At 62.3% G+C, this 23,140-nt stretch carries 19 protein-coding genes; 10 read left to right on the plus strand and 9 right to left on the minus strand.

What is annotated here, in order from left to right; genetic code table 11:
- The first annotated feature begins 150 nt into the window (after positions 1–150).
- Positions 151–1,365: an NADP-dependent isocitrate dehydrogenase gene (locus DMY87_RS07220; RefSeq protein ID WP_110790621.1), complete on the plus strand. Its 1,215-nt coding sequence runs from the start codon at positions 151–153 to the stop codon at positions 1,363–1,365.
- A gap of 55 nt (positions 1,366–1,420) precedes the next feature.
- Here the strand turns inward: DMY87_RS07220 and DMY87_RS07225 are convergent, their stop codons facing one another.
- Positions 1,421–1,942: a hypothetical protein gene (locus tag DMY87_RS07225; protein ID WP_110790622.1), complete on the minus strand. Its 522-nt coding sequence runs from the start codon at positions 1,940–1,942 to the stop codon at positions 1,421–1,423.
- Between the two features lie 97 nt (positions 1,943–2,039).
- Between DMY87_RS07225 and DMY87_RS07230 the strand changes: the two genes are divergently transcribed.
- Positions 2,040–2,669 (plus strand): glutathione S-transferase family protein, encoded by a 630-nt coding sequence (locus DMY87_RS07230; RefSeq protein WP_110790998.1) that lies wholly within the window; start codon positions 2,040–2,042, stop codon positions 2,667–2,669.
- 151 nt (positions 2,670–2,820) lie between these two features.
- The gene (locus DMY87_RS07235; protein WP_110790623.1) at positions 2,821–4,443 is read left to right on the plus strand and encodes a SulP family inorganic anion transporter; all 1,623 of its coding nucleotides are present in this window, start codon (positions 2,821–2,823) and stop codon (positions 4,441–4,443) included.
- Positions 4,444–4,465: 22 nt separating this feature from the next.
- On the opposite strand, the gene DMY87_RS07240 is transcribed toward DMY87_RS07235, so the two are convergent.
- The 3 genes from DMY87_RS07240 to recA form a co-directional block, all read right to left on the minus strand.
- On the minus strand, positions 4,466–5,722 hold the full coding sequence (locus DMY87_RS07240) for a GGDEF domain-containing protein (protein WP_165826170.1): 1,257 nt from the start codon (positions 5,720–5,722) through the stop codon (positions 4,466–4,468).
- A gap of 197 nt (positions 5,723–5,919) precedes the next feature.
- A complete protein-coding gene (alaS, locus tag DMY87_RS07245; RefSeq protein WP_110790625.1) occupies positions 5,920–8,577 on the minus strand; it encodes an alanine--tRNA ligase in 2,658 nt (885 codons plus the stop codon).
- A gap of 165 nt (positions 8,578–8,742) precedes the next feature.
- Complete coding sequence (gene recA / locus DMY87_RS07250) at positions 8,743–9,831, minus strand: recombinase RecA (protein WP_110790626.1); 1,089 nt, start codon at positions 9,829–9,831, stop codon at positions 8,743–8,745.
- 242 nt (positions 9,832–10,073) lie between these two features.
- Here recA and DMY87_RS07255 point away from each other — a divergent pair, with 242 nt between their 5' ends.
- Together DMY87_RS07255 and DMY87_RS07260 are read left to right on the plus strand one after the other, a co-directional pair.
- Entirely contained in the window at positions 10,074–11,018 is a 945-nt protein-coding gene (locus DMY87_RS07255) for a carbohydrate kinase family protein (RefSeq protein WP_110790999.1), read from the plus strand.
- A 28-nt stretch (positions 11,019–11,046) separates the two neighbouring features.
- Positions 11,047–11,973, plus strand: coding sequence for a pseudouridine-5'-phosphate glycosidase (locus tag DMY87_RS07260; protein ID WP_110790627.1), 927 nt, complete (start codon positions 11,047–11,049; stop codon positions 11,971–11,973).
- A gap of 81 nt (positions 11,974–12,054) precedes the next feature.
- Here DMY87_RS07260 and cckA read toward each other — a convergent pair whose 3' ends face one another.
- A complete protein-coding gene (cckA, locus tag DMY87_RS07265; RefSeq protein WP_110790628.1) occupies positions 12,055–14,682 on the minus strand; it encodes a cell cycle histidine kinase CckA in 2,628 nt (875 codons plus the stop codon).
- 260 nt (positions 14,683–14,942) lie between these two features.
- Here cckA and DMY87_RS07270 point away from each other — a divergent pair, with 260 nt between their 5' ends.
- Positions 14,943–16,568 (plus strand): flagellar biosynthetic protein FliO, encoded by a 1,626-nt coding sequence (locus DMY87_RS07270; protein WP_110790629.1) that lies wholly within the window; start codon positions 14,943–14,945, stop codon positions 16,566–16,568.
- A 162-nt stretch (positions 16,569–16,730) separates the two neighbouring features.
- Here DMY87_RS07270 and dksA read toward each other — a convergent pair whose 3' ends face one another.
- Positions 16,731–17,150 (minus strand): RNA polymerase-binding protein DksA, encoded by a 420-nt coding sequence (gene dksA / locus DMY87_RS07275; RefSeq protein ID WP_110790630.1) that lies wholly within the window; start codon positions 17,148–17,150, stop codon positions 16,731–16,733.
- Between the two features lie 276 nt (positions 17,151–17,426).
- On the opposite strand from dksA, the gene DMY87_RS07280 reads away from it, so the two are divergent.
- From DMY87_RS07280 to DMY87_RS07295, 4 genes are all read left to right on the plus strand, one after another.
- Positions 17,427–17,918 (plus strand): SixA phosphatase family protein, encoded by a 492-nt coding sequence (locus DMY87_RS07280; protein ID WP_110790631.1) that lies wholly within the window; start codon positions 17,427–17,429, stop codon positions 17,916–17,918.
- 144 nt (positions 17,919–18,062) lie between these two features.
- Positions 18,063–19,535: a YcjX family GTP-binding protein gene (locus DMY87_RS07285; protein WP_110790632.1), complete on the plus strand. Its 1,473-nt coding sequence runs from the start codon at positions 18,063–18,065 to the stop codon at positions 19,533–19,535.
- Positions 19,532–20,635, plus strand: coding sequence for a YcjF family protein (locus DMY87_RS07290; RefSeq protein WP_110790633.1), 1,104 nt, complete (start codon positions 19,532–19,534; stop codon positions 20,633–20,635). Before DMY87_RS07285 ends, DMY87_RS07290 begins: the two co-directional genes overlap by 4 nt.
- A gap of 140 nt (positions 20,636–20,775) precedes the next feature.
- Complete coding sequence (locus DMY87_RS07295; protein ID WP_110790634.1) at positions 20,776–21,327, plus strand: hypothetical protein; 552 nt, start codon at positions 20,776–20,778, stop codon at positions 21,325–21,327.
- A 45-nt stretch (positions 21,328–21,372) separates the two neighbouring features.
- On the opposite strand, the gene folK is transcribed toward DMY87_RS07295, so the two are convergent.
- The 3 genes from folK to folP are packed head-to-tail and all read right to left on the minus strand — an operon-like array spanning position 21,373 to position 23,121.
- A complete protein-coding gene (folK, locus tag DMY87_RS07300; protein WP_280953040.1) occupies positions 21,373–21,897 on the minus strand; it encodes a 2-amino-4-hydroxy-6-hydroxymethyldihydropteridine diphosphokinase in 525 nt (174 codons plus the stop codon).
- Positions 21,878–22,249 carry a dihydroneopterin aldolase gene (gene folB / locus DMY87_RS07305; RefSeq protein WP_110790635.1) on the minus strand — a complete coding sequence of 124 codons (372 nt, stop codon included), beginning with the start codon at positions 22,247–22,249 and terminating at the stop codon, positions 21,878–21,880. The genes folK and folB overlap by 20 nt, the downstream gene beginning before the upstream one ends.
- Positions 22,246–23,121 carry a dihydropteroate synthase gene (gene folP / locus DMY87_RS07310; protein WP_245408850.1) on the minus strand — a complete coding sequence of 292 codons (876 nt, stop codon included), beginning with the start codon at positions 23,119–23,121 and terminating at the stop codon, positions 22,246–22,248. The genes folB and folP overlap by 4 nt, the downstream gene beginning before the upstream one ends.
- Between the last annotated feature and the right edge of the window lie 19 nt (positions 23,122–23,140).

The following is a 23,140-nucleotide window of genomic DNA, read 5'->3' on the forward strand; positions in this document are numbered from 1 at the left end:
GCCGGCTTCTCAGCCGAAAGTCGCGGGGGCAGTTTTTGTCCGGAACGCCTCAGCACTGTTTGCCTTGCCGTGAGAGAATGTTATAGGCAGGCCATTGGCGCAGCGCCCTCCCCTTGGCCTGCGCGTCAGGCAAACTCCGTGAGGATATTCATGACCAAGATCAAGGTAGCCAACCCGGTCGTCGATCTCGACGGCGACGAGATGACCCGCATCATCTGGCAGTTCATCAAGGAAAAACTGATCCTGCCCTACCTGGATCTCGACATCGAATACTACGACCTATCGGTTGAAAATCGCGATGCCACCAACGACCAGGTGACGGTCGATGCCGCTCACGCCATCAAGAAGCACGGCGTTGGCATCAAGTGCGCGACGATCACGCCGGACGAAGCCCGCGTGAAGGAATTCAACCTCAAGGAAATGTGGAAGAGCCCGAACGGCACGATCCGCAACATCCTCGGCGGCGTCATCTTCCGCGAGCCGATCATCTGCAAGAACGTTCCCCGCCTTGTTCCCGGCTGGACCAAGCCGATCGTGGTCGGCCGCCACGCCTTCGGTGACCAGTACAAGGCAACCGACTTCAAGTTCCCCGGCAAGGGCAAGTTGACCATCAAGTTCGTCGGCGAAGACGGCGAAGTGATCGAGAAGGAAGTCTACAACGCGCCGGGCGCCGGCGTGGCACTTGCCATGTACAACCTCGACGAATCGATCCGCGAATTCGCCCGCGCTTCGATGATGTACGGCCTGATGCGCAAGTGGCCGGTCTACCTGTCGACGAAGAACACCATCCTCAAGGCCTATGACGGCCGCTTCAAGGATATCTTCGAAGAAGTCTACCAGACCGAGTTCAAGGCGAAGTTCGACGAAGCCGGCATCGTCTACGAACATCGCCTGATCGACGACATGGTCGCCTCCGCTCTGAAGTGGTCCGGCGGCTACGTCTGGGCCTGCAAGAACTACGACGGCGACGTCCAGTCCGACACGGTTGCCCAGGGCTTCGGCTCGCTCGGCCTGATGACCTCGGTTCTTCTGTCCCCCGATGGCCGCACGGTTGAAGCCGAAGCCGCACACGGCACGGTGACGCGCCACTACCGTCAGCACCAGAAGGGCCAGGAAACCTCGACCAACTCGATCGCCTCGATCTTCGCATGGACCCGTGGCCTTGCCCACCGCGCCAAGCTCGACGACAATGCGGAACTCGCCCGTTTCGCAACGACGCTCGAAAAGGTCTGCATCGACACCGTCGAAGCCGGTTACATGACCAAGGACCTGGCGCTGCTCATCGGCCCTGATCAGCCGTGGCTGTCGACGACCGCCTTCCTCGACAAGGTCGACGAAAACCTGAAGAAGGCCATGGCCGCCTGATCGGCGAATGCCATAAGCAATCATCATCAACCCGGCCAGCAATGGCCGGGTTTTTTCATGCCTCGGCAGCGCCCTCTTGATCGAAGCCGGGATCGAGATCTTGAGCATCGATCCGGGCAAAGTGCTCCCGGATCCGGTTCGCCAGCCGCACGCTGGAAACGCTGAGCCCACTCAAGAGCACATCGGCAATCAGCTCCCGCTCCGGCGTTTCCTCGTCAAGATAGCGAAAACGCATGTAGGTCTGTCGCCCGTCGCGTCTTTGCTCGAACTCGACGATGGTTTCCCAGGGAATACGGGTATCGGTCCGGTAATCGACGATTTCCTCTTCATTCAGTTCCAACGCGGGCTTCAGCGCCACGACGATACGCCGAAAGCTTCGATGCAATCCGAGAAAGCTCACGGCAACCAGCGCGATATAGAAGAAGCTGATGAACGATCCGAAACCTCCCCCCAGCAACTGCGTGAGCACGCCGCCGAAGGCGACGGCAAAGACGATCGTGAGCAGGGTGACGCCGAGTAGAGGCACGGCACGCGCCGGATAGGCGACAAGAAGGAAAGGTCTGTTGTCATTGGCCATGGGAAAACTGTAATCAAAAACGGCAACGCTGGACAACAGGGCCAAGTGACCAAAGCAGCCCTGTCCGGGGATAACTGTCGGCAAAGGGAGAATGATCATGTCAGAACTGCATTTCTACACACATCCCATGTCGCGCGGGCGGATTGCCCGCTGGATGCTGGAAGAACTCGGCGAGCCATACGAGACCCATTTCGTCGCCTACGGCCCTGAAATGAAGTCCCACACCTATCGGCGGATCAATCCGATGGGCAAGGTGCCCGCAATCCGCCATGGCGAGACCATCGTCACCGAGTGCGCCGCCATCTGCGCCTATCTGGCCGATGCCTTTCCCGCAGCGGGCCTTGCACCAGAGCCACGCCAGCGCGGCGACTACTACCGCTGGATGTTTTTTGTGGCCGGTCCTTTGGAGGCAGCCTCGACCAATCGCAGCCTCAAGGTCGAAGTCCCACTCGATCTCAAGGGCATGGTCGGCTACGGCTCGTTTGAAACGGTCATGGACACCCTGGAAATCGCGCTGACCGATCGCGAATTCGTCGCCGGCGATCGATTTTCTGCAGCCGATGTCTATGTCGGCGCCCATATCGGCTGGGGCTTACAGTTCGGCTCGATCGAACGACGCCCCGTCTTCGAGACATATTTCGCCGGACTTTCCGCGCGCCCGGCCTACCAACGCGCCCGCAGGCTCGACGATACAGCCGCCGCCGAAATGCAGAAGACGCCGAGCTGACCCGACGGGTTAGCGCCGCCGCAGCGAACGGGCAGATGGATAAAGCCGCCGATTGCAAAGAGAGCCGGACTCAGTGTCCTATAGCGTCTGTTGATGTGGAACACTTTCATCGTCGGAACCCGCGCATGCCAGACGAAATCGGTGGCAAGCCATGAAGGAAGACCTGCTCCCGAAAACTGTCAGCGTTTTCCAGGAGGGGTATGACCTTGCGCGTTTGAAGGCCGATGCTCTGGCGGGGCTGACTGTCGCGATCGTCGCCCTTCCGCTGTCGATGGCGATCGCGATTGCCTCCGGCGTCACGCCTGATCGCGGTCTCTACACCGCAATCGTCGGCGGCTTTCTCGTTTCCGCACTGGGCGGCAGCCGGCACCAGATCGGTGGCCCTGCCGGCGCATTCATCGTTCTGGTGGCCGCAACGGTCAGCCGCCACGGCATCGATGGCTTGCTCTTGGCAACGGCCATGGCAGGGCTGATGCTGATCGCCGCCGGATTGCTACGGCTCGGCGACTACATCAAATTCATCCCCTATCCCGTGACCATCGGCTTCACCGCCGGCATTGCCGTAATCATCTTCGCAAGCCAGATCGGCGAATTGCTGGGGCTGACGTTTCCCGAAGGTGAACCTGGGCCGCTGATCGACAAGATCCCAGCCATCGTCTCCGCCCTGCCCGGTTTCTCACCGCCCGCCGCAGTCGTTGCGGGCCTGACCATTGCGATCATCCTCATCATTCGCCGCTTCCGCCCGACCTGGCCCGGCCTGCTGATCGCCGTGATCACTGCCTCGATTGCGGCTTCCATGCTGTCTTTGCCCGTTTCGACGATCGGCACGAAGTTCGGCGGGATCCCGTCCGGCCTGTCCATGCCGAGCCTGCCGCACCTGTCGCCCGCGCTTGCGATCGCAGTCCTGCCGGACGCGATCGCCTTTGCGCTTCTCGGCGCGATCGAGTCGCTTCTCTCCGCCGTCGTGGCCGACGGCATGACCGGCCGACGGCACCGCTCCAGCATGGAACTGGTGGCACAGGGGCTCGCCAATATCGGTTCCGCCGTCTTCGGCGGGATCTGTGTCACGGGCACCATCGCTCGCACGGCAACCAATGTCCGGGCGGGCGCCACAAGCCCGGTTTCGGGAATGCTGCATGCCCTCTTCCTACTCGCGTTCATGCTGGTCGCAGCCCCCCTCGCCGCCTACATCCCGCTTGCGAGCCTCGCAGGTGTGCTCGCCGTTGTCTCCTGGAACATGGTGGAACGGTCGGCGATATCCGCACTGATTCGCTCCTCACGAGCCGAAACTCTGGTGCTGGCCGTGACATTCCTGCTGGTCATCTTCCGAGACCTGACCGAGGGGATCGTCGTCGGCGTCTCGCTCGCCGCCCTGCAGTTCATCCACCACATGGCGAAGGGCTTGAAGGTAACAAACCAGGAGGACGAGAGACCGCTCGAAAACATCGATGCCGGCACCGTAATCTACCGACTGGACGGCGCCTTCTTCTTCGGCGCCGTGGCAAGCGCGAGCGCCGTCCTCGACCGCATCGCAGATGGCCACCGGAACCTCGTGCTCGATTGCAGCGGCATTCAACTCCTCGACACTTCGGGCGCCAATCTTTTGGCAGGTGTCATTCGCAAGGCCCGGCGCGACGGGGTTAAGGTCTATGTGGTGAGTGACCGTCCGGAGGTCCGCCTGTTGCTTTCGCATCACGATCTGCATGCCCAGGATATCGTATTCACCAGGACGCTGAGCGAGGCCCAATGGGCGATACAGGGCAATAGCCTCTAAACCTGGTCTTGCCTATACGCTGCTACGCCGCCGGCCGCTCCTTTCCGCGCGTATCGCCAGCCAATTGCTGCGACAGCGCATGCAACTGAGCCGTTGGCGGCTCAGCCCCAGGCTGCTCTGCCCAGCTCAGCCGATCCCGCCCGGCCTCTTTCGACGCATACAGTGCTCGGTCGGCCGCCGCCAGCGCCATCGACAGGTCTACATCCCCGGATGCCAGCCTGACGGCGCCGAGACTGATCGTCACCGGAAGCGCCATATCCGCATGGCGGATATCGAGGGTCCCGACGCCCATCCGCAATCGCTCGAGCAGATCCGGATCCGCCGCCACCTGGCGTGCAGGCAGGTAGATGCCGAATTCTTCACCACCCAGGCGGCCGAACACGCCGCCCTTCGGAAGGCGGCCCGACAGGAAGGTCGCCAACGCCACCAATGCGGCGTCCCCTGCGGCATGCCCATGCGTATCGTTGATCGCCTTGAAGTGGTCGGCATCAACCAGGGCAAGGACGGCTCCCGCACCCGATTCGTCCGGCCTCTGGCGACTGCGCTCCACCGCAAGCAGGAAGGCTCGCCGGTTCGGCACCGCGGTCAGAAAGTCGATCTCGGAGGCGAGTTTGTGGGCCCGGAGCGTCCGCTCATAAACCATGGCAAAAATCGCCAGGACACCGACAAGGCCCTGGACGAAATAGATGAACATGATCAGCCCGAACCAGTTCGGGCCAAATCCGCCAGACAGCGTTACCGGCTCAAGCAGCGGCATGGGCGTGCGGATCAGATAGACAAGGGCATGACCACCAAAGGCGAAGATGGCGAGGCGGCGCGCCGGAAGAGGATCGTGTCGATACCCCTGCCAGATCGCGACTGTAACCATGAAGGAGCTGATGAAAAACAGCACCGAACAGACGACGATCCGCATGTTCAGATCAACGGCAAAACGCGGCCAAAGCTCGAAGCAGATCAGCCAGATGCCGCCACAGGCGAAGGCCTTGAGGAAGGAGAAGCGCAGCTGGCGCCGGTCAAAGGCCAGACAACCGAGCCACACCAGACCGAGGCTCCAAAGACTGAATGCATTGCCGAATCCGAGCGCCACGATCGGCGGCGCGACGTCGCGCAGGCTGAGCAAGGCAAGACCGACACAGCCCGCCCAGAAGCCGAGGGTCCAGAAAGCCAATGCCCGATCCGCGCGGTCCTCGTTCCACAGCAAGGTGACGAACACCGACACGGTGATGCAGGCCGCAGACAGGCAGAGACTGAGTGTCGGAATGTGAAATAGGTGGTCCAAGTTCAACCCTCGCGAAGGTCGGGACCATGGCATCCAAGATTGAAGAAAGCCCAAAACCCTTTGGTAAATTCAAGCATGAATCCCCGAATTTCTAGGGGCAAGGCAATCACGCGCCAGGATTTTGCCACCAGGGAAATGCAAACATGCAAACGGGCCGGCATTCCCTGCCGGCCCGTCGAAATCAGTCAGATCTCGTGTCAGGCGAGTGCGGTTTCGACCGCTTGAATCGCAGCATCGGCTTGGGCACCATCCGGACCGCCCGCCTGCGCCATGTCGGGTCGTCCGCCGCCGCCCTTGCCACCAAGCGCCGCAGAGGCGACACGCACGAGATCGACGGCGCTCAGGCGATCCGTGAGGTCAGGCGACACCGACACGACCGCGCTCGCCTTGCCGTCTTCGGAGACCGCGATCAGAAGCACGACCACCGATTCCAGCCCGGCCTTGGCCTCATCGGCCATGCCCTTCAGATCCTTGGCCTCGACCCCGGCCAGGACACGGCCAATGAAATTGATCCCGTTGACGACCTTTGGCGCTTCGACATTGCCTGCGGCCCCGCCGCCCATCGCCAGCTTGCGCTTGGCATCCGCCAGCTCCTTCTCAAGCTTGCGGCGCTCATCGATGAGAGCCTCGACACGGCCAATGACGTCGGCCGGCTGAACCTTGAGGGACGCGGCAAGCGTCTTCACCCGCTCGTCCTGCTCGGCGAGATAGGTCCGTGCAGCATCACCGGTCAGCGCCTCGATACGCCGCACGCCGGCACCGACAGCACTTTCGCCGATCAGGCGCACAAGACCGATATCGCCGGTCGCCGACACATGGGTGCCGCCGCAGAGTTCAGTCGAATAAGACTTTCCAGCCTTTTCGCCACGGAGCGCAGTGCCCATCGAAACAACGCGCACTTCGTCACCGTATTTTTCGCCGAACAGGGCCATCGCACCCTCTGCGATGGCGTCGTCGACGGCCATCAGCCGTGTCGTGACCGGTGCATTCTGCAGGATGATTTCATTGGCCATCTCCTCGACGACCTTCAGCTCCTCGGCCGAGATCGGCTTCGGATGCGAGATATCGAAGCGCAGACGCTCGGGCGCAACCAGCGACCCCTTCTGGGCGACATGGGTTCCGAGGATTTCACGCAAGGCCTCATGCAGGAGATGCGTCGCAGAATGGTTCGAGCGCAGGCGCTGACGGCGCGCATGGTCGACGTTCAGCACGACGGCCTCGCCCGCGCGCACCACACCGTTTCGAACGGTCGCGACATGTACGAAGACGCCCTCGCCCTTCTTCAGCGTGTCAGTGACCTCAAGCGAGAAACCTTCGCCGACGATCTCGCCGGTATCGCCCATCTGGCCGCCCGATTCACCGTAGAACGGCGTCTGATTGACGACGATCTGGACCTCGGAGCCGGCGCCGGCCTGCTCGACGACCTTGCCTTCGGCGACGACGGCCAGGATCTGCGCTTCGGCGGTCTCCGCAGAATAGCCGAGGAATTCGGTGGCGCCGAATTTTTCCTTGAGCTCGAACCAGACCGTCTCGGTCGCCTTGTCGCCAGAACCGGCCCAATGCGACCGCGCCTCGGCCTTCTGCCGCTGCATGGCATCGTTAAAGCCTGTGAGATCGACGCCGATGCCCCGGTTGCGCAATGCATCCTGCGTGAGATCGAGCGGGAAGCCATAGGTGTCGTAAAGCTTGAAGGCGGTTTCGCCATCAAGGCTGTCACCCTTGTCGAGATCGGAGGTCGCCTCGGACAGAAGCGACAGACCACGTTCCAGCGTCTTGCGGAAGCGGCTTTCCTCAAGCTTCAGCGTCTCGGAGATCATCGGTTCGGCCCGCACCAGTTCCGGATAGGCGCGTCCCATCTGCTGAACGAGGACAGGCAACAGCTTGTAGATGATCGGATCCTTGGCGCCGAGCAGCTGCGCATGGCGCATGGCACGGCGCATGATGCGACGGAGCACATAGCCTCGACCTTCATTCGACGGCAAAACGCCATCGGCAATGAGGAAGGCGGACGAACGCAGATGATCGGCGATGACCCGGTGGCTGGCGCGGCGCTCGCCTTCGGCTTTCACGCCGGTGAGTTCAACGGAAGCCTCGATCAGCGCGCGGAACAGGTCGATATCATAGTTGTCGTGGCGGCCCTGCAGGACGGCTGCGACACGTTCGAGACCCATGCCGGTATCGATCGACGGACGCGGCAGGTCGACGCGCTCCTCCTTGGTGATCTGCTCGTATTGCATGAAGACGAGGTTCCAGATCTCGATGAACCGGTCGCCGTCTTCCTCGGGCGAACCCGGAGGACCACCCCAGATGTGATCGCCATGGTCATAGAAGATTTCCGAGCACGGCCCGCAGGGGCCGGTATCGCCCATCGCCCAGAAATTGTCGCTTGTCGGAATGCGGATGATCTTGTCGTCCGAGAGACCGGCGATCTTCTTCCACAGGCCATGCGCTTCGTCATCGGTGTGATATACGGTAACCAGCAGGCGGTTGCGGTCGAGGCCGAATTCCTTGGTGATCAGGTTCCAGGCAAGCTCGATCGCACGCTCCTTGAAATAGTCGCCGAAGGAGAAATTCCCCAGCATTTCAAAGAAGGTATGGTGGCGGGCCGTATAGCCGACATTGTCCAGGTCGTTATGTTTGCCACCGGCGCGCACACATTTCTGCGCGGTCGCGGCCGTCGAATAGGGACGCTGTTCAAGACCGGTGAAGACGTTCTTGAACTGCACCATGCCGGCATTCGTGAACATCAGCGTCGGATCGTTGCGCGGCACCAGCGGGCTGGAGGAAACGACCTCGTGACCGTTCGTCTTGAAGTAGTCGAGGAAAGTCGACCGGATGTCGTTTACACCGCTCATGTCACGCCCTTCATTCGGGCCGGAAGCCCGGCCAATTCGCAAAATCAATGGCTTTTATCGCCCGCCATGGCCCCTGTCCAGCGCCGTGACCGCCAGCACAAATGAAAACCGGCCGCGCTTCGGGTGAAACGCGGCCGGCAAAATTTCGGCAGACAGACAGCGACCTTACAAGTCCTCGGCGCCGTCCCCGTCATTGGCGTCCGGACCGCCATTCTGCAGGAACTTCTCGGCGATCAGACCGGCATTCTGCCGCAGCGCCATTTCGATCTCCTGAGCCACAACGGGATTGTCGCGCAGGAAGAGCTTGGCGTTTTCACGCCCTTGCCCGAGCCGCTGGCTGTTGTAGGAGAACCAGGCGCCCGACTTCTCGACGATCCCGGCTTTGACGCCGAGATCGACCAGTTCGCCGGTCTTCGACACGCCTTCGCCATACATGATGTCGAACTCGACCTGCTTGAACGGAGGCGCCATCTTGTTCTTGACGACCTTGACGCGGGTCTGGTTGCCGACGACCTCTTCGCGATCCTTGACGGCACCGATACGGCGGATGTCGAGGCGGACCGAGGCGTAGAATTTCAGCGCATTGCCACCCGTCGTCGTTTCCGGCGAACCGAACATCACGCCGATCTTCATACGGATCTGGTTGATGAAGATCACCATGGTCTTCGACTTGGAGATCGAGGCGGTCAGCTTGCGCAACGCCTGGCTCATCAGGCGGGCCTGCATGCCCGGCAGGCTATCGCCCATTTCGCCTTCGATTTCAGCGCGCGGGGTCAGCGCGGCAACCGAGTCGACGACGAGAACGTCGATCGCACCGGAGCGAACCAGCGTGTCGGTGATCTCGAGCGCCTGTTCGCCGGTATCGGGCTGAGAGATCAGGAGGTTCTGCAGATCGACGCCGAGCTTGCGGGCATAGATCGGATCGAGCGCATGTTCGGCGTCAACGAAGGCGCAGATGCCGCCCTTCTTCTGGGCTTCCGCAATCGTCTGCAGCGCCAGCGTCGTCTTACCCGAGCTTTCCGGTCCGTAAATTTCAATGATGCGCCCCTTGGGCAGGCCGCCAATGCCGAGCGCGATGTCGAGGCTGAGCGACCCCGTCGAGACCGTCTCGACTTCGACCACGCTCTCGTTCGCACCGAGCTTCATGATCGAGCCCTTGCCGAACGAGCGTTCGATCTGCGAGAGCGCCGCTTCCAATGCCTTGCTTTTATCCACCGATTTGTCCTCTACAAGCCGCAAAGAATTTTGTGCCATTGGATCCACCTTTAGGTTATTGAGGCCGCATAGGCAATGAAGCCGCCGATGGACATCATGTACCCTATTTGTTCTCATTTTGCAAGTGGCAGCGAAGCCTTTCTGAATACAGCGTTTTCGGGCGTGTGTTCGAATAATGTTCTCAGGTGGTTCCATACGAACCCCGTGAAGGCGACATCAGGCCCTTCAACGTCAGTCGAATGTGCTTCGATTCGCTCGACAGCCCTTGCGAAGGTATGGTCATGACGGTCGAAATTCTTGCCATCGGCGGCGCCCATCTCGATCGCCGCGCCCGCATTTCCGGGGAGACGAAACCGGGTGCCAGCAATCCCGGAACATGGTTCGAGGAACCGGGCGGCGGCGTCTTCAATGCAGCCCGCAACCTTACCCGTCTCGGACGTTCCGTTCGGCTGATCGCCCCCAGAGGCGGAGACGCCGCCGGCCAAGCCGTGAGCGAGGCCGCAGAGCGGGCCGGCATCGAAGACTGGCCGGTCATGTTTCTCGATCGGGCCACTCCGAGTTATACCGCGATCCTGGAAAACGACGGCAACCTCGTCATCGCACTCGCCGACATGGAGCTCTATGATGCATTTGTCGCGCGCCGGCTTCGGGCCCGATCGATGCGTGACAGTCTGGCGGAAGCCGGGCATGTGCTCTGCGACGCCAACCTGCCATCCGAAACCCTGGCAAGTCTCACGGCTTCGGCGGCGCGTCGGGGCTGCGGCGTCTCTGCCATTGCCATATCCCCGGCGAAGGTGCTTCGCCTGCGCGGCACCTTCGCCCATCTCGGCCATCTCTTCATGAACGGCGCCGAGGCTGAAGCCATCACCGGGACGAGAGCCGAGCGACCGGAAGACTGGCCCGACCTCTTACGCGCCTGCGGCCTGCGCGGCGGATCGGTCACATCGGGTGGCGGCCGCACCATCGCCTTCGATTCAGAGCGCATCGCCGTCATCGAACCTACGCCGGTCGAGCACATCGGAGATGTCACGGGTGCCGGCGACGCCTTCGCATCCGGTTTTCTCCATTCAAGGCTCGCTGGCGGCGACCTCTGCGCCGCCCTTCGCCGTGGCACGGCCTGCGCCGCCATCACCCTTGCCTCTCCCCATGCGACGGACGAAAATCTGTCCGCAGCGAAACTCGACACACAGATGTCACTTGTCCCCCCGGCCCGTTTCCTGCCATGACGAGCCGTTCCAGCTTGAAAGATCTCCCATGACCCGTTCCGTCTCCCCCCTCCTGCCGATCGCCTATTCCAGCGAAGTGACCGCCGCCAAGCAGCGCGGTGCCGCAATCGTGGCGCTCGAATCCACAATCATCACCCATGGCATGCCCTATCCCGGCAACATCGAGATGGCCCGCAGCGTGGAAAACATCATCCGCCAGCAGGGCGCCGTTCCCGCCACGATCGCCGTCATCAAGGGCGTGCTGCATATCGGTCTTGAGCCGGCGCAGCTGGATGAACTGGCGCAGATGGAACACGTGATGAAGCTGTCGCGTGCGGATCTCGCCTTTGCCATCGCCGAGCGCCGCAACGGTGCAACAACCGTCGCCGCCACCATGATCGCCGCCCATCGCGCCGGCATTCATGTCTTCGCCACCGGCGGCATCGGCGGCGTGCATCGCGGCGCCGAGGAGACCTTCGACATTTCCGCCGACCTGGAAGAACTGGCCCGCACCGGTGTCATCGTCGTCTCGGCCGGCCCGAAGGCCATCCTCGACATTCCGAAGACGCTGGAAGTGCTGGAAACCCGCGGCGTGCCGGTCGTCACCTATGATAGCGAAGACTTCCCCGCCTTCTGGTCGCGCAGCTCGGGCCTCAAAAGCCCGCTCAGCCTGCCGAGCCCGGCGGCCATCGCCAACTTCCAGAAGATGCGCGACGAGCTCGGCATTGCCGGGGGCATGCTCATTGCCAATCCGGTCCCGGAGGCCGACGAGATCCCGCGCGAGGAAATGGAAATCTATATCAGCCGCTCGCTCGCCAATGCCGAACGCGACGAGATCTCCGGCAAGGCCGTCACGCCTTACCTGCTCGACAACCTCTTCCATCTGACCGGTGGCCGAAGCCTGAAGACCAATATCGCGCTGGTCGAGAACAATGCCCGCCTGGCAGCCGAGATCGCGGTTGCCCTGAACGGCTGAACCTCTTCGAAGCGCTGAAACGCAAGAACCCGCCGGAGCGATCCGGCGGGTTCTTTTGTCTTTGAAACCAGCGTTAGCGGATCAGCCTTCGCCGTCGAGCATTTCGCGCACGGCGACCGCCAGCTGCTTCAGCGAGAACGGCTTCGGCAGGAATCCGAACTTGGCATCAGCCGGCAGATTGCGGGCAAAGGCATCCTCGGCATAACCCGAGACGAAGATGAACTTCAGATCCGGATATTTCTTCCTGAGTTCGGTGAGCAGCGTCGGCCCGTCCATCTCCGGCATCACGACGTCGGAGACGACGATGTCCACCTCGCCATTGAGTTCATCCATGATGTCGAGCGCCTCGACACCGGATCCCGCCTCATGCACCGTGTAGCCACGCGTTTCCAGCATGCGCTTGCCGCCGCGCCGCACCGCCTCTTCATCCTCGACCAGCAGAACCACGGCCGACTTGCCGGTCAGGTCCTTGCCATCGGCAGACGGATCGGTGCCGTTTGCAGGCGTCGCCGGCGGCAGACTGCCGGACGTCGCGGAACTTGCAGCTTTCGCATCCTCGGAAACAACAACGACGTCCGGGATGTGTCGCGGCAGGAAGATGCGGAACGCAGTGCCTTTGCCGACTTCCGATTCCGGATAGATGTAACCGCCGGACTGCTTGACGATGCCGTAGACCATGGCAAGCCCAAGGCCGGTCCCTTTGCCCACTTCCTTCGTTGTGAAGAAGGGCTCGAAGATCTTGTCCATGATCTCCGGCGCAATCCCGGTCCCGGTATCGGCCACCTCGACCAGAACCATGTCTTCGGAGGGCAGACCGCGATAGCCGAATTCGGCCGCCTCGTCCCCGCCGACATTGCGTGTCGACACGGTGATCATGCCGCCTTGCGGCATGGCATCCCGGGCGTTGACACAGAGATTGATCAGCACCTGCTCGAATTGCGACAGGTCGGTTTTCACCGGCCAGAGGTCGCGGCCATATTCGACCTTGAGCTTGACGTTCGAGCCGGAGATCAGCCGGTCGACCAGCATGCGCAGATCGCCGATGACGTCGGTGAGGTTCAAGACCGAAGGCCGCATCGTCTGCTTGCGCGAAAAGGCGAGCAACTGCCGCACGAGAACGGCCGCACGATTGGCATTGCGCTTGATCTCCATGAGATCGGCGAAGCTGGCATCCGACGGACGGGCCTGCAGCAGCAGATGGTCGGACGACAACAGGATCGCGGTCAGCACGTTGTTGAAGTCATGCGCGATACCGCCGGCAAGCGTGCCGACTGCATTCATCTTCTGGGTCTGCGCCATCTGCGCCTCAAGCGCCTTCTGATCGGTGACGTCGACCGCATAGACGATAGCCGCCTCTTCCGGCGCCTCGTCGCTCTGGTCGATCACCGCATTCACATAGAAGCGGAAATGCCTGGTGTCATTGGTCGGATGGCGGCTGTCGATGGGCGCAATGTCGACCTGGCGGTCCATGGCGGCTGCGAGCGCCTGACGAAAGCCTTCACGCTCGCTTTCATGCAGCACCACCTCGATCAACCCGTGACGCTCGATCTCGTCGCGCGAGATGATGTCGGCGAAAAGCTTCATGAAGGGCGCATTGGTGCGCAGAATACGGCCTTCACCATCAACAGAGGCAATTGCCATCGGCGTGTTGTTGAAGAAGCGGGTGAAGCGCATCGAAGCAACCGAATCGGATTGATCCGAACCCTCGCCCTGCTGCCGCGCAAGCACGATCGACCGGCTTTCACCCGGCGCCCCGTCGCGCGCGGCCTTGACCCGATGGACGAGCCGCACAGGCAGGCTCTGGCCGTTGACACGGCGCAGATCAAGATCAAGCGTTTCCGTCCGCGCCTGGCCCGGCTCCGCCTGAACCGAATCGATCAGGGCCATGCCCTCGCCGGCAACGAGGTCACTGATCGACATGGAGCCGGGGCTGAATTGCGTGAGATCGACCCCCAGCCACTCGGCGAGCGTCGCATTGAGATAATAGATTTCGCCCTTGCGGCCGGCGGAGAAGAAACCGGCGGGTGCGTGGTCAAGATAATCGATGGCGTGCTGCAATTCCTTGAAGAAGCGCTCCTGATCGTCCCGCTCCGAGGTGATGTCGGAGACCTGCCAGACATGAAGACCACGGCCACGGTTTTCGCCCGGCAGTAAGCGCGCCTTGAGCCGGTACCAATGCGCGCCTGAGCCGTTGGCCGTCAGGCTGCCGATCGGCTTCAGCAGCCGGAACTCCTCGTAGCTTTCACGGCCCTCGCGCAGACCATTGGTCAGGCGGTAAAGCGCTTCGCTGGACTCGCGGTAACGCGAGAGCAGAGCCTCGAGGGTCTGCACCTCGGTCGCCTTCTTTGCACCCGTCATAGCGCCATATGCCGCATTGGCGAAGACGATGCGCCCCTCCGCATCGGTGATCAGCGTACCCTCAGGCTGGCTGGCGAGGAACCGACGGGCCAGGCTGTCGCCATGCGGCTGTGGCATGACCTCGACGAAACCGATCACGGCCGCGACGATGAAGAAAATCCCCATCATCGCCAGGATGCCGAGAACGCCGAGCACGATCTGATTGTCGAGCTGGTCGCGGAAGAAGACGAAGGCAGCGGCGGCGGCCAGCAGCACCAGCGCCAGCAAGAGGATGCGCAGCGCGGCACCTATGCCGCCGCGGCGATCAACCAGGGGGCTGTCTCCGTCGCGGTCGTTCAGCTGTCGTGTCATGAATGCCTCTTGCCTGTAAACGCACCGCTGCCCGGTCGATCCGCCAGAATCGGTGCAGCCTTCTGTTTAACAATTTGCCCTGACCGCAAAAAGCGAAGAAAGGCCGGTAACTCCCGCTAAGCCCACTATCCCACAGGATTGCCGCATTCAGGACTGATAGCATGGCGTCGCGGGCGCGTCCTCAACATCAACGGGACAAAAACCTCGCATTGCAGATAGCGACGTCTTCTGCCAAAAAGCCTGCAAAGGGAGCGTTTGAAATGCTGGATGAACTGATTTCCGCCTATGGAAGCCGTTTTCTCGTTGCGGCGCTGGGAGTCAGCCTGGCGCTTCTCTGCCTTTTCATCGTGCTCTGGATCCTGCGCAATCGAGCGCCATCGCCTTTCGTGCGCGGTGGTCGCAACCGTCAGCCCCGTTTGCAGGTGCTTGATGCAGCTGCGATCGACACGCGCCGGCGCATCGTGCTGATCCGCCGCGACAACGTCGAACACCTAGTCATGATCGGCGGCCCAACGGATCTGGTGATTGAGTCCGGGATTGGCGACGAAAGACATTATCTGACGGCCCGCGCGCTGCAGACGGCGGCGGCCGACGAGGAAGCGAGACTTGGCCACCAATCCACCGCCAGCCTGCCGGCCGCTCCACCAATCCAGGCGCCTTCTCTTGTTGCCGATCCGATCCAGAGCGAAAGCCTCGTTCCGCAGCCCTCGGCCCGGAAGGATCGCGTACCGCAACGAACGTCCCAGCGGCCCAGGATCGAGCAGCCAGATGCCGCAGCGCCCGCTGTGGCCGCCCCCCGTGCGCCGCAACCCATGACGAACGTGCCGCAGCCGCGCCCGATCCCAACGAACGAGCGCCCTGCGGAAGATCGTCTGAAAGCCGAGCCTGTAGCGGCTGACGCTCCGAAACCGCCGATCTCGGCGGCATCGCCGGCACCGGTGACCTCGGCCCAGCTTGCCGCAGCACCCGTCGCGACGCCTGTCGTACCCTCGCAAACGGCAGTTGCCGCAACCGCAACATCGCTTGCCACCGGATCGACCGTACCGGCCGCAATCGCCACCGGGTCTGCCATCTCAGCCACCTTCTCACCCGAACTGCATGCGGACCGGCCGGTCGGAGCGCCGTCAACCCTGCAGCCCGAGCCCGCCGTAGAACGACCCGCCCCGCGTGGCCGCCTCGTCGAAGAACCGGCGCCCGTCGTCGAACCTGAGCCAATGGTCGAAGCGGCATCGCGCGAACCAGGCCTCGAAGCGTCCGTCGCACCAGCTGTCAGCATCGAGCCGCAACCGCAACCGGATGCTCCCGCCGTCGACCGGCCTCCGCAGGCAACGCAAGGCCTGGCGCCTTCGGTCGAAGCGGTGCGCTCGCCTGTGATCGATGCCTCGGTGGACGAGGCGCCGGCACCCACGGCCGGCACCGTTTCAACCATTGGTGAAGCAGGCAGCAACGCATCAGCTGAAGATGTGCTGGAAGCGGCCCGCGCGCGCGTGCTTTCGACTGCGCCCGCAGATCAATTCTCCGGTCAATTCGACGAAACCCGATTCACGCCAAAGCAGGACGAGGCCGGCGATGAAAATCCCCAGGCAGAGGGCACGAAACGGGACCTGAGCGATTTCGAACGGGTGCTGGAAGAGGAGATGGCGCTGCACATCGCAGCCGACCCCGGGCCACCACGGCCGGAGGCATCGCCGACGACCCCGATCCCCGCATTGTTGCCGGAAACGCGCCCGGACCGCCCAAGGCCGCCGATCGGCGCCATGGTCGCCGAACCGCGCCAGGCTGCCGCGCCTGCCGGCACCAATCCCGCCCAGCCGGCGGAAGAACCCAATCTGCAGAACGAAATCGCCCGGATATTCGGCGAGATGTCGGCGAGCCGCAATCCATGAGGCATCGGCGGGCAACTGCCGACCTCCGATGTGCCCGCGCCAGACCGCCTCGCCAAGATGTTGCGTCGTGATTGCAAGAAAGCGAAAGGCCCGCCAAAAGCGGGCCTTTCGACAAATAGTCGGCAGAATGGGTTCAAAACCCGCCGGGCAAAATGCCGGCTGTCATTCGTCGCGATAGACCTTTTCGCGACGCTCGTGACGCTCCTGCGCCTCGATCGACAGCGTCGCGATCGGACGCGCGTCCAGTCGCTTCAAGCCGATCGGTTCGCCGGTCTCCTCACAATAACCATAGGTGCCGTCTTCGATGCGTCCCAGCGCAGCGTCGATCTTCGAAATCAGCTTGCGCTGACGATCGCGGGCTCTGAGTTCGATGGCACGGTCGGTTTCGGAGGATGCCCGGTCGGCAAGATCGGGATGGTTTGCGCTTTCTTCTGCGAGATGTTCGAGCGTCTCGCGCGCCTCACGGAGAATGTCGTTCTTCCAGGCGATCAGCTTGGCCCTGAAATAGGCCCGCTGGTTCGCGTTCATGAACTCATCGTCTTCCGAGAGTACATAATTGCTAAGATTGATCTTCTCACTCAACGCGATTCTCCTGAAGAACATCTCAATGGGCGGCTGTATATCCTTTCAAGGCAACCGGTTCAAGCCTTCAGAATGTTTCCCGAGCATTTTTAAGTCTGTTATAATTTTGAGCTAAATTTCTATTTTTTAAGCATAAATTGGAACCGGTCGCCCGGTTGCCGCAAGAGCCTCCGCAACGGAAGGCCATGCAACCAGTCTGTTCCGCAGCGGTTGACGCAGACCGCCAAGACCCGCTAGTTCAATAGCCTGGACGATCTCACGCCGAAAGCTCTACAGATGACGCCTTCGAACCTGGTTCCCAAACGCATCTATCTGCTGCGGCATGCAAAATCGGGGTGGGCAGAGCCCGGCGGCCGCGATTTCGACCGCAACCTCTCCGATGCGGGCTTTGCCGAAGCCGAGCTGCTGGCAGAAACCGCGGCGGACCGGAACTACCGTCCCGACCTCGTCATCGCCTCGACCGCAAAGCGCTGCCGACAGACGGCCGAAGCGCTGAACCGGGTCTTTTCCGGCCTCGTCGAATTCCGCTACGTCGACGAACTCTATAACGCGCCGGCCGAAACCTATCTGGAGATTTTATCCTCGACGCCCGACATCCCGGCGCTGATGCTGGTCGGCCACAACCCGGCGATCGAAGAGGTGTTCGCAAGGCTCTGTGGCAACGAGGTCGTCGCGCGCACCGTGCCGGAAGGCTACCCCACCTCTGGCCTGGCGGTCATCGATGCCGTCGAGCAAAGCTGGCGACTGCACGACTTTATCGTCGGATGAGGCCCGGCATCGCGCGGGTGATCGCAGACGAAGCCATCCGGCCTTTTTTGGCGGCACAACAGAGCCTATATGCAGGCATGTCGCTGACGCTCGTCCCGCCCCAGAACGCGCAAAGCGGTCGTTTTCTTCAGTGCAGGAACCCGAATGCCCCCTTCTCTGACCAGCCTGACCGATGAAGCCGCCATCGCCTTCGACAACATCGCCGACCGGGCAGCCCATCTGATCAATCCGACGATCCGCCTCGGTGTGACAGGCCTGTCTCGCGCCGGCAAGACGGTCTTCATCTCGTCGCTGGTCCACAATCTGCTGCATGGCGGGCGTTTGCCGCTGTTCGAACCCCTGCGATCAGGGCGCATCACGGCAACCGCCCTGCAGGAGCAGCCGGACGACGCGGTGCCGCGCTTCCAGTATGAGGACCATATCCGCGCACTGGTCGAAGACCGGATCTGGCCGGATTCGACGCGCGCCATTTCGGAACTGCGCCTGACCATTGAGTATCGCAGCGCCAGCGCATGGAGCCGCATGCTCTCGCCTGGCCGCCTGTCGATCGACATCGTCGATTATCCCGGCGAATGGTTGCTCGACCTCCCATTGCTCGGACAGGACTACCGAAGCTTTTCCGAAGCGACCACCGCATTGGCTGGGACGGGCATCCGGGAAGAACTCTCGCGCCCTTGGCTGGAGCTCGCGGCGACCATCGATCCCGATGCACCGGCCGACGAGATGACGGCGCGTCGGCTCGCAGAGGCCTTCACCGACTATCTGCGTCACTGCAAGTCGGATGAGCGCTCGCTCTCGACCCTGCCACCGGGACGCTTTCTGATGCCCGGAGACCTTGAGGGTTCCCCCGCCCTCACCTTCGCCCCTCTTCCCAACCTCCCCGAAGGTCGCGCGCCAAAGGGCACCCTGCGGGCCATGATGGAGCGTCGCTTCGAGGCCTATAAGTCGGTCGTGGTCAAACCCTTCTTCCGCGAGCATTTCGCAAGGCTCGACCGCCAGATCGTGCTGGTCGATGCGCTCCAGGCGATCAATCGGGGACCTGAAGCCGTTCAGGATCTGGAGCGCGCCTTGGCCGAAGTGCTTGCCTGCTTCCGTGCGGGATCAAACTCCTTTCTCACCTCGCTCGTTCGCCGCCGTATCGACCGCGTTCTGGTGGCGGCCACCAAAGCCGACCACCTGCATCACGAAAGTCACGACAGGCTAGAGACCTTGACGCGTCGCCTGGTCAATCGCGCCATCCGCAGCATCGACATGAACGGCGCGGGCATCGAGGTCATGGCGCTGGCATCGGTGCGCGCCACCCGCGAGGCCAATGTCAAACAGGACGGGCACGACCTGCCCGTCATCGTCGGCACGCCGATGGCCGGCGAACGCATCGGCGCGGAGACTTTTGACGGCAACCGCAAGACGGCCGTCTTCCCGGGCGATTTGCCCGAGGATCCGGAGGCCTATTTCCGCTCGGTCGATCAAGGGGATGCATCCGCTGCGCTCCCTGATCTCAGCATCGTCCGCTTTAGACCTCCCCATCTCGACGAGAAAGGCGGCATCACACTTTCCGTGCCGCATATCCGTCTGGACCGGGCACTGCAATTCCTGCTGGGGGACCGCCTCACATGACCAAGAAGATCGGACAGGACGAACCGCCGCGCGCGCAAAACCCCGCCCGCAAGCCGACCGCCTTCACCGTGGAACCCGATGCACCGCGCAGTGCAGGACGCCAAGCAATGCCGGCCAGCCGTTCGCCGCGCAGCTTCTCCGGAGAGATCGAGATCGTGCCCGACGAACGCGATCCCTTTGCCGGCATGGCAAACGAGGCAGAAGCCCTGCCCGTCGCCACTCCGCGCCGTCGGGGTATTTCCTTCGCCCGCATCGCGATGGGCGCCTTTGGCTTCCTGCTTTCCCTCGCATTCGGACTTTGGGTCGACGGGCTGATCCGCGACCTGTTCTCTCGTGCAGATTGGCTCGGCTATACCGCGATCGCCGTATTGGTCATCGGACTGCTGGCGCTTCTGATTGCCGTCGGGCGCGAATTGGCCGGACTTTACCGTCTGGACGCGGTGCAGAACCTCAAGCTTGACGCCCAGGCGGCAGCCGCGAGCATGAAACGCGCCAATGCTATCACGATCGTGCGCCGCCTGTCCGGCCTCGTCGCTCACCGCCCGGAAACCGCGCGTGGCCGCAAGACGCTCGAATCCGTCGAGGATGACATCATCGACGCGCCCCAACTCATCGACCTCGCCGAGAGGGAACTTCTTGGTCCACTCGACATCAAGGCACGCGCGCTCATCCTCGGATCGTCAAAGCGTGTCTCGGTCGTAACCGCCGTCAGTCCTCGTGCGGTGGTCGACCTCGCTTATGTCCTCTTCGAAGTGGTGCGGCTCGTTCGCGCCATGGCCGAACTTTATGGCGGTCGTCCGGGATCCTTCGGCATGCTGCGGCTCTTGAAAGACGTCTTTGCCCATCTTGCCGTCACAGGCTCGATTGCGATTGGCGACGGCCTCGCCCAGCAGGTCCTCGGGCATGGGCTGGCATCGCGCCTGTCCAGCAGGCTCGGCGAAGGCGTGATCAACGGGCTGATGACGGCCCGAATCGGGATCGCTGCCATGGATCTCTGCCGGCCGCTGCCGTTCGACGCCACGAAACGACCAGGCATTGGTGACTTCATCGGCGACCTGACGCCGAGCATGACCGGAAAAGGCGACAACCGGACCGCCTGAGTCTTTTCCGCCACACCGCACGGCCGAGTGCTGTTTGCCAATTGTCGGGAGCCTGAAATGAGGCTATGGCAATGATGCATTAACCATTATTCCGCTAGGGTTCTCGCGGGGTTTCTGGTTTCTCGTACCAAGGTAAATCGATGTCTGCTCGCTTTTCGACAGTCGGCCGCTGCGCCGCCATTCTCGCTGCCGCAACGCTGCTGCCGGTCGCAGTCGCCGATGCCGCGTCGCGTGACAAGCGCTTCTTCGAATCGGTCGCCGGTGTCTGGAAAGGCCCTGGCGAGATCGTTGCCGGCAAGTACAAGGGCACCAAGTTCACCTGCAACCTGACCGGCCTTCCGGCGGAAGGCAAGGAAACCGGCCTGAAGCTCGACGGCACATGCCGCGTCGGCGTCTTCAGCCAGCCGATGTCGGCCGTGATCTCGCAGGCCGGCGGCTCCTACAAGGGCCAGTTCCTCGACGGCGCCGATGGCAAGGGTCTCGACATCGTCTCCGGCACGGTCAACGGCAACCGCGCCGTGATGGGCATCAACCGCGCCAAGCTGAATGGCGCCATGGTCGCCCGCCTCGAGCAGGACGACGCCATGAACATCACCATTTCTGTGAAGGTCGAAGACCGAATGATCCCTGTGATCGGCCTGAAGCTCAACCGCCAGGCAACAGCTATGGCAGAGACCGCCGACAACGAATAATCCGGCGCTCACCCCTCAGGCCAGCGTCACAAGCATCGAAATCCGTCAGCCGCGCCACCAGGCGCGGTTTTCGTTTGCAACGGCAATACCCGCGCCATCTGCATCCTCAAGCCAATCGGCCACACGGCGCCCCTCAACCACGAGATCTCCGGCAAAATCAGCCAGCGGCATCAGCACGAAGGCGCGTTCGGTCATGCGCGGATGCGGGATCGTCAGATGATCGGCATCGAGCGTGAGCGAACCATAGGTAAGGATGTCGATGTCGATCGTGCGCGGTCCCCAGCGCTCGACACGCACCCGTTTCATATCCCGCTCGATCTCGAGGCAGGCGGCGAGCAACGCCTGCGGCGCGAGCAATGTCTCGACTGCCGCACAGCAATTGTAAAAATCGGCCTGATCGATCTTGCCCCAGGGCGGCGTACGATAGAGGAGCGATACCGCGGTCACCCGACAGTCCTCACGATCATCCAGACGCCGCAAGGCATCTGCCATCGCCGCCTGGGGATCACCGATATTGCCGCCGAGGCCGAGCGTCGCCTGCTGCCACGCGTTATGCTCTGAACTGTTCAACGCTCACCTGCACATGGTCGAGGATCCCGGCAATCGGGGCACTGGGCTTGCGCACGGTAATCCGGCAGCGCAGTATTTCGGGGAAACGGTCGAGCAGGCCGCGTGCGATGGCGAGCGCCAGCGCCTCGACCAATTGCCGGCGGCTTCCGGTGACGATCTCCTGGATGACCTCGAAGGCTATGCCGTAATGCACTGTCCCGCCGAGCGTATCCGTCTCGGCCGCCTCCAGCGCATCGACGTCAAACTCCGCATCGACAAAGAAGCGCTGACCGAGGACGCCTTCTTCGGGAAAGACGCCATGATGGGCAAAGAAGGCACAGTTCTGTAGCGTGATGGTGAAAATGCGGCTCATATCTGCGCGTTCCCTGCAGCCTCGATGTGTCGTGCGGCCGAAAGCATAGCATCGGCGACGGCAAGCGCGTCCCGGTTGATCGCGACATTGTGGACCCGGAAAACGGAGGCACCCTTCAATCGGAGCGCCACGGTGGTCGCAGCCGTTGCCGCATCGCGTTCGGCGGCGTCCCGGCCGGTGATGTTGCCAAGGAAGCGCTTGCGCGACGTGCCGACCAGAAGCGGCAGGCCGAGATCATGCAACTCTTCGAACCGGGCCAGGAGCGCCATGTTTTCCTCGACCGTGTCCTTGGCAAAACCAAACCCCGGATCCAGCATGATTGTTTCCGACGCAACACCGGCATCCTTGGCAATGGCGAGAGACCGACCGAAGAAGAAACGCTGGTCTTCAATCGGGTCGGCACGTTTTTCACGGCCACGACCGGTATGCATGATGCAGAGGCCGGCCCCGAAACGGGCGGCAACTGCGGCGATATCAGGTTCGCGCTGAAGGCCGTGCACGTCGTTGATGATATGCGCACCCGCTTCGATGGCAGCCTGCGCGGTGCGCGCACGATAGGTATCGATGGAAAGCAGGGCATCGGTGCGGTCGCGGAGCCCCGCAATGACGGGAAGAACCCGCGCCATCTCGTCCTCAGGGCTGACAGGGGCAGCACCGGGTCGCGTCGATTCGCCTCCGATATCAAGGATCTGCGCGCCTGAATCGACGCAGGCGAGCGCATGAGCAATCGCTGCCTCGGTGCTGTCGTGCAAACCGCCATCGGAAAAGGAATCGGGAGTGACGTTGATGATTGCCATCAAGGCGCCGCGCGCCGTCACATCGAGTTCACGGCCATGGGCCACACGCCAAATTGTCCGCTTGCCGCTCGCCAACTGCGTTCTGTCCTCTCGA

Origin of the sequence: Peteryoungia wuzhouensis (assembly GCF_003205195.1) — a bacterium.
Taxonomy (GTDB): Bacteria; Pseudomonadota; Alphaproteobacteria; order Rhizobiales; family Rhizobiaceae; genus Allorhizobium; species Allorhizobium wuzhouense.

Excerpts from the sequence above, each read along its gene's own strand:
- DMY87_RS07220 (WP_110790621.1), top strand. The coding sequence starts at position 151 with ATGACCAAGATCAAGGTAGCCAACCCGGTCGTCGATCTCGACGGCGAC.
- DMY87_RS07225 (WP_110790622.1), bottom strand. The coding sequence starts at position 1,942 with ATGGCCAATGACAACAGACCTTTCCTTCTTGTCGCCTATCCGGCGCGT.
- DMY87_RS07230 (WP_110790998.1), top strand. The coding sequence starts at position 2,040 with ATGTCAGAACTGCATTTCTACACACATCCCATGTCGCGCGGGCGGATT.
- DMY87_RS07235 (WP_110790623.1), top strand. The coding sequence starts at position 2,821 with ATGAAGGAAGACCTGCTCCCGAAAACTGTCAGCGTTTTCCAGGAGGGG.
- alaS (WP_110790625.1), bottom strand. The coding sequence starts at position 8,577 with ATGAGCGGTGTAAACGACATCCGGTCGACTTTCCTCGACTACTTCAAG.
- recA (WP_110790626.1), bottom strand. The coding sequence starts at position 9,831 with ATGGCACAAAATTCTTTGCGGCTTGTAGAGGACAAATCGGTGGATAAA.
- DMY87_RS07255 (WP_110790999.1), top strand. The coding sequence starts at position 10,074 with ATGACGGTCGAAATTCTTGCCATCGGCGGCGCCCATCTCGATCGCCGC.
- DMY87_RS07260 (WP_110790627.1), top strand. The coding sequence starts at position 11,047 with ATGACCCGTTCCGTCTCCCCCCTCCTGCCGATCGCCTATTCCAGCGAA.
- cckA (WP_110790628.1), bottom strand. The coding sequence starts at position 14,682 with ATGACACGACAGCTGAACGACCGCGACGGAGACAGCCCCCTGGTTGAT.
- DMY87_RS07270 (WP_110790629.1), top strand. The coding sequence starts at position 14,943 with ATGCTGGATGAACTGATTTCCGCCTATGGAAGCCGTTTTCTCGTTGCG.
- DMY87_RS07280 (WP_110790631.1), top strand. The coding sequence starts at position 17,427 with ATGACGCCTTCGAACCTGGTTCCCAAACGCATCTATCTGCTGCGGCAT.
- DMY87_RS07285 (WP_110790632.1), top strand. The coding sequence starts at position 18,063 with ATGCCCCCTTCTCTGACCAGCCTGACCGATGAAGCCGCCATCGCCTTC.
- DMY87_RS07290 (WP_110790633.1), top strand. The coding sequence starts at position 19,532 with ATGACCAAGAAGATCGGACAGGACGAACCGCCGCGCGCGCAAAACCCC.
- DMY87_RS07295 (WP_110790634.1), top strand. The coding sequence starts at position 20,776 with ATGTCTGCTCGCTTTTCGACAGTCGGCCGCTGCGCCGCCATTCTCGCT.
- folB (WP_110790635.1), bottom strand. The coding sequence starts at position 22,249 with ATGAGCCGCATTTTCACCATCACGCTACAGAACTGTGCCTTCTTTGCC.